This is a genomic window from Pseudomonas sp. Sample_9, from assembly GCF_004307535.1.
GTDB lineage: Bacteria > Pseudomonadota > Gammaproteobacteria > Pseudomonadales > Pseudomonadaceae > Aquipseudomonas > Aquipseudomonas mercuritolerans.
Genome location: NZ_RAZO01000249.1, coordinates 1 through 13,113, shown reverse-complemented (window position 1 = coordinate 13,113; position 13,113 = coordinate 1). Strand labels below are relative to the sequence as shown.

The 13,113-nt window shown below is 59.9% G+C and carries 11 protein-coding genes; all 11 read right to left on the bottom strand.

What is annotated here, in order from left to right:
• Positions 1 to 151 precede the first annotated feature (151 nt).
• On the bottom strand, positions 152 to 1,672 hold the full coding sequence (locus tag D6877_RS14125; RefSeq protein ID WP_122705536.1) for a sigma 54-interacting transcriptional regulator: 1,521 nt from the start codon (positions 1,670 to 1,672) through the stop codon (positions 152 to 154).
• A 10-nt stretch (positions 1,673 to 1,682) separates the two neighbouring features.
• Positions 1,683 to 4,340: a type VI secretion system ATPase TssH gene (gene tssH / locus D6877_RS14120; RefSeq protein WP_130911191.1), complete on the bottom strand. Its 2,658-nt coding sequence runs from the start codon at positions 4,338 to 4,340 to the stop codon at positions 1,683 to 1,685.
• A gap of 11 nt (positions 4,341 to 4,351) precedes the next feature.
• Positions 4,352 to 5,359 carry a type VI secretion system baseplate subunit TssG gene (gene tssG, locus D6877_RS14115; RefSeq protein ID WP_130911190.1) on the bottom strand — a complete coding sequence of 336 codons (1,008 nt, stop codon included), beginning with the start codon at positions 5,357 to 5,359 and terminating at the stop codon, positions 4,352 to 4,354.
• A complete protein-coding gene (gene tssF / locus D6877_RS14110) occupies positions 5,323 to 7,110 on the bottom strand; it encodes a type VI secretion system baseplate subunit TssF (protein WP_024014825.1) in 1,788 nt (595 codons plus the stop codon). Before tssF ends, tssG begins: the two co-directional genes overlap by 37 nt.
• A gap of 101 nt (positions 7,111 to 7,211) precedes the next feature.
• Positions 7,212 to 7,595, bottom strand: coding sequence for a hypothetical protein (locus D6877_RS14105; protein ID WP_110599800.1), 384 nt, complete (start codon positions 7,593 to 7,595; stop codon positions 7,212 to 7,214).
• On the bottom strand, positions 7,592 to 8,443 hold the full coding sequence (locus tag D6877_RS14100) for a hypothetical protein (protein ID WP_016772501.1): 852 nt from the start codon (positions 8,441 to 8,443) through the stop codon (positions 7,592 to 7,594). The genes D6877_RS14105 and D6877_RS14100 overlap by 4 nt, the downstream gene beginning before the upstream one ends.
• Before the next feature lie 5 nt (positions 8,444 to 8,448).
• Positions 8,449 to 8,952: a PAAR domain-containing protein gene (locus D6877_RS14095; RefSeq protein WP_130911189.1), complete on the bottom strand. Its 504-nt coding sequence runs from the start codon at positions 8,950 to 8,952 to the stop codon at positions 8,449 to 8,451.
• An 11-nt stretch (positions 8,953 to 8,963) separates the two neighbouring features.
• Positions 8,964 to 9,371, bottom strand: a complete 408-nt coding sequence (gene tssE, locus D6877_RS14090) for a type VI secretion system baseplate subunit TssE (RefSeq protein ID WP_007920274.1) — start codon at positions 9,369 to 9,371, stop codon at positions 8,964 to 8,966.
• 9 nt (positions 9,372 to 9,380) lie between these two features.
• Positions 9,381 to 10,856: a type VI secretion system contractile sheath large subunit gene (gene tssC, locus D6877_RS14085; RefSeq protein WP_016772499.1), complete on the bottom strand. Its 1,476-nt coding sequence runs from the start codon at positions 10,854 to 10,856 to the stop codon at positions 9,381 to 9,383.
• A gap of 28 nt (positions 10,857 to 10,884) precedes the next feature.
• Entirely contained in the window at positions 10,885 to 11,388 is a 504-nt protein-coding gene (gene tssB / locus D6877_RS14080; protein ID WP_016772498.1) for a type VI secretion system contractile sheath small subunit, read from the bottom strand.
• Positions 11,389 to 11,420: 32 nt separating this feature from the next.
• Positions 11,421 to 12,983, bottom strand: coding sequence for a type VI secretion system protein TssA (gene tssA / locus D6877_RS14075; protein WP_056790892.1), 1,563 nt, complete (start codon positions 12,981 to 12,983; stop codon positions 11,421 to 11,423).
• Positions 12,984 to 13,113: the final 130 nt, after the last annotated feature.

Below are 13,113 nucleotides of genomic sequence, written 5' to 3'. Positions count from 1 at the left end.
TTGTCCCCGTTGGGGCGCGCAGCGCCCCCATAACCTGCCAGCGCGATTTCTCAGTGAAACCGTATGTACCGGACTGCGACTGCTGCGCAGCCGGACGGGGATAAATCCCCTCGCCACAGGGTATGTGTTGGGTTCGAAGAAGTGCTGTAGCTCAACCATCAAAGTCACCCAAATTGATATTCAGGCGCCCGAGGCGGTACAGCAGCGTGCGCCGTGGCAGGCCCAGTTCGCGGGCGGCGAGGGTCTGGTTGCCGTCGTTCTTGCGCAGGCAATCGAGGAGCAAAGTGCGCTCGACCTGCTCCAGGCGTTCGCGCAGATTCAGGCCGCTGTTGTCTTCCGGCATCGCTTCCAGGCGCAGGGAAAAATGCTCGGCGAGCAACTCGCCGCCCTCGCAGAGCAACACCGCGCGCTCGACCAGTGCCTTGAGTTCGCGAACGTTGCCGGGGAAGTTGTAGCCGCACAGATGCTCCAGCGCCGAATCCGACCAGCGCACCGGGTCACGCTGCAAAAACGTGCAGGTCTTCTCGGCGAAATGCCGGGCCAGATCGAGGATGTCGCCTTCGCGCTGACGCAGGGCCGGCAGCTCGATCGGGAATTGTGCGAGGCGGTAGTACAAGTCCTCTCGGAACTTGCCTTCGCTGACCAGCGCCGCCAGATCACGGTGCGTTGCGGCGATGATGCGCACGTCGATCTTGTGCGTGTCGTTAGAACCCAGCGGACGGATCTCGCCTTCCTGCAACACGCGCAGAATCTTCGCTTGCAGCGACAACGGCATGTCGCCGATTTCGTCGAGCAGCAGCGTGCCGCCATTGGCCGCGTCGAACAGCCCTGCGCGATCTCGATCGGCGCCGGTGAAGGCGCCCTTGCGATAGCCGAACAGTTCGCTTTCCAGCAGGTTTTCCGGGAACGCCGCGCAGTTCTGCACGATGAACGCCTGGGAGCGACGCGGGCCGCAATCGTGGATCGCCCGCGCCACCACCTCCTTGCCGGTGCCGGTCTCGCCACGCAACAGCACGGTGTACGGGCTGTGGAGGATCTTGCTGATCAGCGAGTAGGTCTGGCGCATCGCCGCGCTTTTACCGATCAGGCCGTAGCCGCTGATGCTCGGCACGCTGCGAGTGGCGGTGGCCGATTCGGCGGCTGGCTGACGCAGGCGTTGCAGCAGATGCAGTTGGCCGAGCACGAACGAGCCGAGCTGTCCAAGGGAGTCGGCGAAACCCTGCAAGTCAGTGCGACGACGACTGGCACACAGCAACAAGCCCTCAACCGACTTGTGCTGATTGACCAGCGGCACGCACAACAGCGACTGCCACGGCGTGCTCGTCGCCGGCAGAAAACTGGTTTCGTGCAGGCTGCCGGTCAGGTCGTCGAGGCACACCACGCGGTTCTGGCACAGGGCGAATTGCAGCAGTTGTTCACCGTTGTAATCCGCCGGCAGGCTCGCCGCCTGACGCGGTTGCAGCGCGCCGTCGAGGCACTCGGCATTCATCCCCAGGCAGGTGTGGGTGGCGTCGAGCAGGTACAGCTGCGTCAGTTCGCAGCCGCTCAGCTCGGCCAGACCACGGACGAATTCACCCAGCAGCGCAGCACTGTCCGCCGCCCGCGACAGACTGGCGAACTGCGCCAGCAACGCTTCGGCATAGACCAGTGGCTGCGGCACTTGAGTGAACATCACGCCCACCTCAGACGAACTCGCAGGTCACGCTGGAGTTGCCGTCGAGCGTGGCATGCACACGCTTGAGGCTTTCGCCGGTCGCCATCGCATCGAGCAGACGATCAGCCACCAACGGCAGCACGTGTTGATCGAGCAGATGATCGATCAGGCGCGCACCGCTTTCGCTTTGCGTGCAACGCTCGGACAGGTGATCGACGAGGTTCTGGCACCAGCTGAAGTCCAGCTGACGACGGTTCAGGCGCTCGCCGAGACGGCCGAGTTTGATCTCGATCAGCTCGCGCAGCACCGGACCGCCCACCGGGTAGTACGGCACCACTTTCATCCGCGCCAGCAGCGCCGGCTTGAAGTGTTTGCTGAGTACCGGGCGAATGGTTTCTTCGAGCACTTCGGCGGTCGGCCGCGCGCCGTCTTCGCAGAGTTCGCTGATCTTGTCGCTGCCAAGGTTCGAGGTCATCAGGATCAACGTATTGCGGAAGTCGATCTCGCGACCTTCGCCGTCGTTGGCCACGCCTTTGTCGAAGATTTGGTAGAACAGGTTGAGCACGTCCGGGTCGGCCTTCTCGACTTCATCGAGCAACACCACCGAATACGGCTTCTGACGCACGGCTTCAGTGAGCATGCCGCCCTCGCCGTAACCGACATAGCCCGGTGGCGCACCGATCAGACGCGAGACGGTGTGCTTTTCCTGGAACTCGGACATGTTGATGGTGGTGATGAAGCGGTCGCCGCCGTACAGCAGGTCAGCCAGGGCCAGCGCGGTTTCGGTCTTGCCGACGCCGCTCGGGCCGACCAGCAGGAACACACCGACCGGTGCATCAGGCTTGTTCAGACCGGCAGCGGTGGCGCGCATCGAACGATCCAGCGCGTGCACGGCTTGTTCCTGGCCACGGATGCGCGTGCGCAGATCGGTGGCGAAACTGGCGACCTTGGCGTTGTGCTCGCGGGCCAGTTGCGCCAGCGGCACACCGGTCCAGGCGCTGATCACTTCGGCGACCAGACGCGGGCAGACTTCGAAGCTGACCAGACGTTCTTTGACTTGCGCAGCGGTCAACGCGGCGTGGGTTTCATGCAGCTGAGCTTCCAGCGCTTCGACGCTCTGGCCTTCTTCGACTTCGGCGACCACAGTTTCAATCACGGTGCCTTCGGCGTCTTCTTCAACGCTGACGGTCGGCTCGACGGCTGCGGCATCACGGGCCTTGGCCAGTTGCTGACGCAGTTCCAGCAGACGCTCGGCCAGCTCTTTTTGCTCAGTCCACAAGGTCTCGAGCGCAACCATCTCGCTTTCGGCTTCGTCCAGACGCGCTTCCAGTGCTTCCAGCGCTTCGTGGTCGATCAGCAAGCCAGCTTCGGCATCGCGGCGCAGGGCCTGACGCTGACGGCCGCCTTCAGCCAGTTCGCCACGCAGGCGCTCGAGGCTTTCCGGGGCCGCAGCGAGGCTGATGCGCACGCGAGCGCACGCAGTGTCGAGGACGTCGACAGCTTTGTCCGGCAGTTGCCGACCGGCCAGGTAACGCGCGGACAATTCAGCAGCGGACACCACCGCGTCATCGCGCAGATAGATGCCGTGGCTCTTCTCGTAGACCTGAGCCAGACCACGCAGAATGGTCACTGCTTCGCTGACAGTCGGTTCGTGCAATTGCACAGGCTGGAAACGACGGGCCAGCGCCGGGTCTTTCTCGAAGTATTTCTTGTACTCGGCCCAGGTGGTCGCGGCGATGGTGCGCAGTTCGCCACGGGCCAGCGCCGGTTTCAGCAGGTTGGCCGCATCGGAGCCGCCGGCATTACCGCCCGCGCCGATCAGCGTGTGGGCTTCGTCGATGAACAGAATGATCGGTTTCGGCGACGCTTTGACCTCGTCGATCACGCCTTTCAAACGACGCTCGAATTCACCTTTGACGCTGGCGCCGGCCTGCAACAGGCCCATGTCCAGCGACAGCAATTCAACGCCTTTGAGCACTTGCGGCACTTCACCGGCAGCGATGCGCGAGGCGAGGCCTTCGACGATGGCGGTCTTACCGACACCGGCCTCACCGACGACGATCGGGTTGTTCTTGCGCCGACGAGCGAGGATGTCGACCATCTGGCGAATCGCGCCGTCACGGCACAACACCGGGTCGAGTTTGCCGTCGCGGGCCTGTTGGGTCAGGTTGTGGGTGAAGCGCTGCAACAGCGATTCGCCCTGCGCCGCCGGTTTGCCGTTGGCCGCCGGTTGCTCCTGTTGCGACAGGGCAAATTCCTTCAGGCGATCAATATTCAGTTTGGCGAGCAGCGGTTGATAGCGGCTGCCGGCATAACGCATCGGGTTGCGCAGCAACGCCAGGATCAGCGCGGCGTCTTCGACCTGGGTCTGGCCCAGCTCGAGGTTGGCCACCAGCAGCGCGTCTTGCAGCCATTGCACCAGTTCCGGAGCGAATACCGGGTTGCGCGAGGCGCTGTGTTCGACCCGCGATTGCAGTGCAGCGGTCAGTTCACCGGCGTCGACGTCAGCATCCTGCAACGCGCGCGACAGCAAGCCGTTCGGACGCTCGAGCAAGCCCAGCAGCAAATCTTCGACAAGAATCTTGCTGCCGCCACGGGCGACGCAACGCTCGGCCGAACGCTCCAGATCACGACGGGTTTCGGCGTCCAGCGCCTGGATGAGTTGTTGCAGGTCTACGTTGATCATGGCTCACGTCCTTAATGAATTTTGCTGCCCAGGGTCACCACGCCGTCCGCTTTTTCGCGGCCCAGCCAACTGGTCCAACCGAGGCGACAGGCGTTCTGCTCACCGATGCGCAGTTCGCGGATTTCTTCCTGGCGCAGGACCAGGCGAATGTCGTAATCGAGCGGGTCACGCAGGGTGAACCGCACCAGCGCGCAGAGCGGCTGGTAGCCGAAACCGATCGGCAGGAATTCATGGAATCGCTGCCAGTCGAGTTCGGTGATGTGAATGCGGAATTTGCCGCTGCGATCGCGCACGTGCTCGCCCAGTACCAGGTCTTCGCCAAGTACGCTGTTGGCGCGGCCCAAACGATTGCGCTGCTCGTCGAGAATTTCCACGCGGCGCTCGATGCACTGCTCGATGACCAGGTCTTCGTGCTTGAAGTAGTAACGCAGCACGGCTTCGATCAGCGCCGCCGAGTGCGCGCGCAAACTGAGCAGGCCGAGGTACGGCAGCAAGCGTTTCCAGTTGAGTTCCTTGGCCTTGCGGATCTCGTCCCCGCCCAGGCCGATCAGGGCAAACAGCTGCGCCGAGAACGGATCGATCGCGCCACTCTGGAAACTCGCGCGGTAGCGGTACTTGCGCCAGATCGGCAGCATCAGCCGTTGCAGGCGATGGTGGAACAGGTCGAGGAAATTGCGCGTCGGGTTGCCGTCCTCGCTGTCGCCCAGGGCCTGTTCGCCATAGAACGCCGGCAGCGGCGAACCGGAGCCGACCAGGCCGATCAGGTTGAAGCGGATGCGCGCGCGCATCTTGCCGTGCTCTTCGAAAAACTCGACGCGATCGACGTCGCTGCGCGGAAAGCCCAAGCTCGGGTTGGCCTGGAACTCGACCTGGTCATACAGATCGTCTTCGCTCAGATGCGGGTGTGCCTCGCGCAGCCGGTCGATCACCAGCAGCACGGCCTGAAACAGCGAGTACTCGCGTATTACCTTCGTCAGCCCGCTTAAAGCAGGGGCTGCAGGCCCATACGTGGTGTCCATTGGTACACCTCTCCCTGTGTGCTTTTTACCCGCAGCTCATGGAATGAATTGAGACTGGCGTAAAGCGCGAAAAACTCGTTGAGAACCGAAGCGAAGACGAACAGGTCGCCTTCGCCGATATAGCCTTCCGGGTCGATGGTCAGTTCGGTGCGCAAACCGCGCACCGGCAGACCGCGATGCAGTCGGTCGACGTGGTGATGCTTGATGTGCTTGAGGCCGCCGAGCAGGCGTTTGCTGACCTTTTCCGCGTGCTGGTCGTAGTAGCGCGGCAGGTCGTAGGTTTCCAGAATCACCTTCAACGCATTGACGTCGGCCAGCGACAGATAGTTAAGCGACATGTTGCTGATCAGCTTCCACAGGAAGTCACGGTTCAGCGGCGGCGCGAAACTCGGAGTGGCCGGGGTGATGTTGCGGAAACTGAGGAATTCCGGGGTCTGCTCGCTGGCCATGCAGATGTCGCCGAGCTTGAGCTTTTTTGGCAGGTTCTGGTTGGTGCACATCAGCTCGATCGACAGGGTTTCGTGGGCTTCGGTGTGGCGGATGCCGAAGCTCAGGTAAGTGTCGAGGCCGTCATGCAACAAGGACGAACGCTGGCGAATGCTGTAATGCGGACGGCTGTTGGGCACGTCGAAACTCGGGTCGTGCTCGAACGATTCGAACGGCACGTATTCCTGATAACCGAGACCGCCGGGCTTCCAGCCGGTGACGGTTTCCACCGAGAACACACCGCAGTTTTCCAGGTCGTATTCCGCCGGCAGCAACAGGTACTCGTCCTGCTTGCCATCGAGACGGATCGGCAGCGCGTCGTGCTCGAACAGATTGACGATCGGCGTGCAGAACAGCTTCACGTTATCAAGCGTCGGGCGCATGCGCATGATGCCGCTCTTGCGAATGTCGAAACGCAGTTCGAGGCCGCGCATCTGCTTGAGGGTGTCTTCCGGCAAGGCCTTGAGAATGTCCAGACCGTTGACGTCGACGAACAGGAACTTGTCCTGAAAGGCGAAGTATTCCTGCAGGTAGCGATAGCCACGGAAGGTATTCAGCGGATACGGGATCAACGCTTCTTCTTCGGCAAAACCCACCGGTTTCACCCGGTCGCCGGGAATCTTGAACGCCATCGGCTTGCCGCTGACGCCATCGATCGGCTTGCCGGCGCCGTCAAGCGGGATCAGTTCGATGCCGTCGAGGTTGCGCAGCAGGCTCAGGTACAGCATCTGGCTGATGTAACGCTCGCCGGCAAAGTGCAGGCGCAATTTGCTCAGCTCCAGTTCGCCGAGGTGGCCGTCAGCGCTCATCTCCAGGCGCAGGCTGAGCAGCGAGCCATCGCCCTTCACCGAATAATTCAGCGCGGCCAGATCCAGCGGCAGCACTTCGGTCGGGTAGCAGGTGCGGAAACGGCAGCGCACGTCTTCGATCGGCTTGCTCTCGATCGGCGTATCGCGCTCGACCAGCAGCGCCGGCCCGGAACGCTTGAGCGGATCGAACTGCAAAATGCTGAACGCCGGCAGCGGGCGCATGTAGTTCGGCCACAGCAACTGCATCAGCGAATGGCTGAGCTCCGGCAGTTCGTCATCGAGCTTCTGGCGCAAACGCCCGGTCAGAAACGCAAAGCCTTCGAGCAACCGCTCCACATCCGGATCCCGCCCGGCCTGCCCCAGATACGGCGCCAGCGCCGGACTACGCTCGGCGAAACGGCGACCGAGCTGGCGCAGTGCGGTGAGTTCGCTTTGGTAGTAGTGGTTAAAGGACACGGGGTACCTGCCTGGTAGTGGAACTCATTTAAAAAAACAGCAGAACAGTTCATGCGGGTAAGAAACTCCCCGCGGGCAATGTCGGCCATAACGCCCAACAGTCATGCTTTAACTTCTCGATTTGAAAAAAAAACGCGATCAATCAATTGGCCAGCAAATATCGCCGCAAAAGTCAGGACACCACCCATCGAGGTGTAAGCCATCGCACGGACGGGGTAGTGAGGCAAAAAATAGTACAAAATAAGTCCCAGCATTAATGAGACAGACAGGACCTTTAATTTCAGCTTGGGGACAAAAAACGCTATAGCGTTCATCACCACAAAATACTGAACCATTAGATCCGGCGTCATACCGATGCCGATACCTCTCGATGTCAACCCGCCATACATATCGATATATACGTCGACACCGTAGTTATGCAAAGGAATATACAGGGCACATACTATCAGGTGTGGAATACAGGCAACTAAGCGACGAGCTTTCATTTATTCCATGCCCCGTACTGATCCATATCGCCTTGCGAAATTGGATTTATTAACTTCGCATTCGATACAGGCACATAAGGTGCGTCAGTAAGTTCAATTGTGTGCGGGATACCTTTATCGTATACCGTGTCTTTTTTCACAACCAACTTGCAGTTTTCTTTTGCCCACAATATCCCTCGCAATATGATGAAGTTATCGTAAACGTCTTTCGGTCCTCGCTCTGCTCCGGTATAGGCTTTGCCGTCGCCCCAGGTCACACCCGTTTCACCAGCCAGCTTTATTGCGAGTTCTACCTGCTTTGTTTCTCGCAGATATTTTCTATAGGTGTTAACCGCAAACGGCACCTGGCCAATGCCATCAGTCCAATACGGTTTATCCTCCATGAACACCATCAAGAACTCAGCACCGCCCACGGCACGGAATTTCCAGTCACCCGGCATTCCAGAGTGAAAAGTGAATGAAAACCGGTCGACGATTGCGAAGTCGATCAGCTCCTGCCAAGTAACATGTTTATAAGCCGCATGCGATTCTGATCCGGCCTGCGTTGTTTCCGGGTTGATCCAGACAAGCTCTCTATAATATCTGGCCAACGGTTCGAACCACTGACCCTTTTCTGCGTATAGTTTCTCCGCAGTGATAATTCTGAATGGAGAGTCATCCTTACCCGGTTTCAAGGCGAAGAGCGGCACACCACTTTTTCGCGTAATAATCCAGGCCAACGGAAGGTCAACTTTCTTAGGCTTTGTATCCTTGCTCTCAGTTGTTTCGGTAAGAACTTTAAGTGTAGTCACCTCGTCCTGAGTCACAAACGTGTAAGCGACACCATCGATGTTGATTACGGTCTCCATACCTACTAGTCCGCCGAAATATATATAGTTACAGGCTCTGCCGTCTTTCCAGTTGAAAAACCACCTGACATGCCTGTTGACGTTGAGCCTGTTTTCTCAATCCCGCTATCAGAGCGCATGATGTAGTTTAAATTTTCAACCGTTCTTCCATCTGCGGTTTTGAATTCAAAGACACGATTGAATATTCCAGGAATGATGACCGGCTCCGGCGGCACAAACGGCGCCGGCGTATGCGAATTGCCAATAATCACCGTCCCGGATCCGGCCGTGACCTTATTGCCGTGAGATCCAACCGAACCTACGGTCGCAGCCGGTTTGCAGTTGATCAACACGGTTGTCGCAAGATCGCCGACCATCGCACCACCACACGCCGAGACATCGCCTTGGCGGGCGGCCGCGAGGCCGTCGAAGAACACGTCGCCGGAACCGGCGGCGATCGGGTTGGTGCCGTGGCCGGGGAGCGGGCAAGCGGTGGGGTCGGATACGCGTGCTGCGGGTTTGCCAGACATCGGGGATCTCCTTAGGTGACCTTGACTTGACCGCTGCCATCCAGGCGCGCGGAGAAACTGACCTGACGCTTGAAACCCTCGACTTCCAGCAGGCCTTCGATACTGAAGGCCAGGCGAAGTTGATCGTGGTCACGCGGCAGGGAAATGACACGCACGTTGCTCAGGCGCGGCTCGTAGGCTTCGATGAAGTTTTCGATAGCCAGACGGGCCTGACTCAGGGAGTCGTGCAGGCTCAGGCGCATGTCATTGAGATCGGGCAACCCGTAGTCGGCCAGCGTTTGCACGCTGCCGGCCCGGGTGCTGAGCATTTTGGCCAGATGGGCAGCCACTGACGCCATGGCACAAGCCTCAAGGCTGTTGCCCTTGCGTAGTTGTGCGTCGCCGTTGAGGCGTTCGAACAGGCTGCCGTATCCGTCCATGAGTCGCTCTTACTCTTTGTCCAGCTTGCCAACCAGCGACAGGGTGAAATCGGCACCCATGTACTTGAAGTGCGGACGCACGTTCAAGCTCACGCGGTACCAGCCCGGCTCGCCTTCAACGTCGCTGACGATCACTTGCGCAGCGCGCAGCGGACGACGGCCACGCACTTCGGCGCTCGGGTTTTCCTGGTCGGCAACGTACTGACGGATCCACTTGTTCAGTTCCAGCTCGAGGTCGGTACGCTCTTTCCACGAACCGAGTTGCTCGCGCTGCAGCACTTTCAAGTAGTGAGCCAGACGGTTGACGATCATCATGTACGGCAGTTGGGTGCCGAGCTTGTAGTTCAGCTCTGCCGCCTTGCCTTCTGCACTGATGCCGAAGAACTTCGGCTTCTGCACCGAGCTGGCGGAGAAGAACGCCGCGTTGTCGGAGCCTTTACGCATGGTCAGGGAGATGAAGCCTTCCTCGGCCAGTTCGTATTCACGACGGTCGGAAACCAGAACTTCAGTAGGGATCTTGGTTTCGATTTCGCCCATGCTTTCGAAATGGTGCAGAGGCAGGTCTTCAACCGCGCCACCGCTCTGCGGGCCGATGATGTTCGGGCACCAGCGGAATTTGGCGAAGCTGTCGGTCAGCTTGGTGCCGAACGCGTAAGCGGTGTTGCCCCACAGGTAGTGCTCGTGGCTGTTGGCAACGGTTTCCTTGTACACGAACGATTTCACCGGGTTTTCTTCCGGATCGTACGGGTTGCGCAGCAGGAAACGCGGCACGGTCAGGCCAACATAGCGAGAATCTTCCGAGGTACGGAAGCTCTGCCATTTGGCGAATTGCGGGCCTTCGAAGTGGTCTTTCAGATCCTTCAGATCCGGCAGGCCGGTGAAGCTTTCCAGGCCGAAGAATTTCGGCCCGGCGGCAGCGATGAACGGCGCGTGGGACATGCACGAAACGCTGGCCACGTACTGCATCAGCTTGACGTCTGGCGAGCTTGGCGACATGTAGTAGTTGGCGATGATCGCGCCCACCGGCTGACCACCGAACTGGCCGTATTCAGCGGTGTAGATGTGCTTGTACAGGCCCGACTGCATGACTTCCGGCGAATCTTCGAAATCGTCCAGCAGGTCTTCTTTGGAGACGTTGAGGATTTCGATCTTGATGTTTTCGCGGAAGTTGGTGCGGTCGACCAGCAGCTGCAGACCACGCCACGACGATTCCAGAGCCTGGAAATCCGGGTGGTGCAGGATCTCGTCCATCTGACGGCTGAGCTTGGCATCGATCTCGGCGATCATGCGGTCAACCATGGCTTTCTTGACCGGCTCACCGTTGTTCTGCGGCTTGAGCAGCTCTTCGATGAACGCCGACACGCCACGCTTGGCGATGTCGTAGGCTTCGTCGTCCGGGGTCAGACGGGTTTCGGCGATGATGCTGTCGAGAATGCTGTATTCGCCGCTGGCGGCGCTCTTCTCTTGTGCTGCGCTAGTGCTCATTGTGTTGGCTTCCTTGGCTACTGGAGTCTCAGGCGTCCGGGGCTGCGGCGTTCAGGCCCAGCTCACCGAGTACGCGACCGCGGGATTCGTCGTCGGCGAGCACGCCTTCGATCGCTTTACGGAACGCAGGTGCGTTACCCAGCGGGCCTTTGAGGGCCACCAGCGCATCGCGCAGTTCCATCAGTTTTTTCAGCTCAGGCACTTGCTCGACCAGGCTGGCCGGGTTGAAGTCCTTCATCGAATTGACGCGCAATTGCACGGCCAGCTCTTCAGCCTCGCCATCTTCCTGCAGACGGTTCGGCACGCTCAGCGTCAGACCCAGCTCTTGCTTGGCCAACACTTCGTCGAAGGTCATCTTGTCGATGCTGATCGGCTTGCGATCTTCGATTTTGCGATCGTCCTTGCGGTGGGTGTAGTCACCGATTGCCAGCAGCTTCAGCGGCAGTTCAATCTCTTCCTGAGCTCCGCCGGTGGCGGGTTTGAAGGTGACGTTGATGCGTTCCTTGGGGGCTACCGAGCCTTCTTTGGCCATGGCTTTTCTCCTTGCGGTTGTGGCCCTGGGGCCTATTCGAGTACCACTTCGAGGTCGAGGTGGCACAGCCTGCGATAAATCTCTTCCTTGCTTTCACGTACGGCGTGGTTCTGCGGCAACAACTCGCAGCAACTGTGCAGCAGGTGCAGCACTTGCAATGCAAGATCGGGCTCCCAGGCGTGCAGGCCTGAGTCCTGTAATGTCTGATCGAGGGTTTCCAGCTGGTTCTTGGCCAGTTCGTATTTCTTGGCCAGGAAACACAGCCGCGCGAGGGTGAACTGCCAGAAGAAGCGTTCGCGGCCACCGTGGGCCGATTGCAGGCCCTGCTTGAGAATCTGCACGGCCGGCTTCAAGCCTTCCTTGCGCAGGATCGGCTGGACTTCCTCGAGGGCTTTTTCCCAGGCGGGCTGGGTTTCGACGTTCTCGCTTTCGACCTTGCGCGGCGCGCTGGCGCTTTGCAGGTGCGGCATGACGTTGGCGGCGATCCACGCCCGGGTGGACGGATCGGCAAACGGCGCGCCGTCATGGAAGCGCAACTCGATGATGCCCGGCAGGCGCTGAATCAAAAGCGCGAAGTGGATTTCCACTTCGCGCATGGCCAGCTCGGCGTTGAGGTTCTGGAGACATTCCCAGACCATCCTCTGGCCATCGAACCAGAACGGCGCCTTCGCCAGGCTCGCCTCCAGTTCCACCAGCAGGTCGGCGTATTTGCCCTGATCGAAACGGTCCTGATAGAGCTTGAGCTTTTCCAGCGGCAGACCGCGCAGCACGGTGATCTGCTCGGCGTTGCGCTCGGGCACCGCGTCGATGGTCATCCACAACAGCGTGCGATTGAGGCGCAGCGCGCGCAGATCGGTAGCCTTCTGCTTGAGCCACCAGGCACACAGCGGGCGCGCGCTGTCCTGCTGGGCGCGCAGGGCTTTGTGCGCATCCCGCTCGTTGTCGATCGGCGCGCCAGGGGTGAGCAGTTGGGTCGCGGCCTGCTTGACCTGCGCTACCGCCGCGCCCACCACACCGGGTGCCGGCTGGTTGTCGGCGGCGCGCTGAATCATGGTTTTCAGGCGGCGGGAGATCGGCAGCAGCAGCGGCGCGTCATCGCCCAGGTGTTCAGTGCACGCGGCCTCAAGACCGGCCAGGTGCTCGGAGAGCTGCCGGAACATCGGCAACTGCTCTTTGATCGCAATATTTTCGGTGATGACCTGCTCGAGACGCGGCACCAGCCAGCCGATCGCGGCGGCACGGGTACGGGGTTTGAGCGGGTGGACGTCGGCCCAGTTGTTTTCCGACAGATGGTGCAGCAGACCGAGGCCGGCCAGCAGCCCGGGGAAGGATTCGCGCTGGTACAGCGACCAGGTCAGCCAGGCGCCGACACGCAGATCCTTGGATTGGGTACGCAGCAGATTTTCGCTGTTTTCGCGGATTTTCAGCCAGTCGATCTGCCCGCTTTCGTGCATCGACGAAGCCTTGGCCAGCTCACTTTCCAGCGCCTCGAATTCGCTCGAAAAACGAACGTCTTCGCCCGCAAAATTCTCTTTGGAAACAGAGACTTTTGCGAGTTCGAGGTAATGGGCGGAAAGTTTGCTTGAGTAGGACATCCATGGCCTTTATTAAGGATTACAGTCATGCGCGCGAATGGAGTTTCAGCAACGCGGGACAGTACCGAAGAGCAGTTCAGCGACTCATCCAATTGAGATGTGCTCTTTCAAGTGGGCGCATCGTAATCAC

Bases quoted from the DNA above. Each gene is read 5' to 3' on its own strand.
- D6877_RS14125 (WP_122705536.1), bottom strand. From the start codon at position 1,672: ATGTTCACTCAAGTGCCGCAGCCACTGGTCTATGCCGAAGCGTTGCTG.
- tssH (WP_130911191.1), bottom strand. From the start codon at position 4,340: ATGATCAACGTAGACCTGCAACAACTCATCCAGGCGCTGGACGCCGAA.
- tssG (WP_130911190.1), bottom strand. From the start codon at position 5,359: ATGGACACCACGTATGGGCCTGCAGCCCCTGCTTTAAGCGGGCTGACG.
- D6877_RS14105 (WP_110599800.1), bottom strand. From the start codon at position 7,595: ATGAAAGCTCGTCGCTTAGTTGCCTGTATTCCACACCTGATAGTATGT.
- D6877_RS14100 (WP_016772501.1), bottom strand. From the start codon at position 8,443: ATGGAGACCGTAATCAACATCGATGGTGTCGCTTACACGTTTGTGACT.
- D6877_RS14095 (WP_130911189.1), bottom strand. From the start codon at position 8,952: ATGTCTGGCAAACCCGCAGCACGCGTATCCGACCCCACCGCTTGCCCG.
- tssE (WP_007920274.1), bottom strand. From the start codon at position 9,371: ATGGACGGATACGGCAGCCTGTTCGAACGCCTCAACGGCGACGCACAA.
- tssC (WP_016772499.1), bottom strand. From the start codon at position 10,856: ATGAGCACTAGCGCAGCACAAGAGAAGAGCGCCGCCAGCGGCGAATAC.
- tssB (WP_016772498.1), bottom strand. From the start codon at position 11,388: ATGGCCAAAGAAGGCTCGGTAGCCCCCAAGGAACGCATCAACGTCACC.
- tssA (WP_056790892.1), bottom strand. From the start codon at position 12,983: ATGTCCTACTCAAGCAAACTTTCCGCCCATTACCTCGAACTCGCAAAA.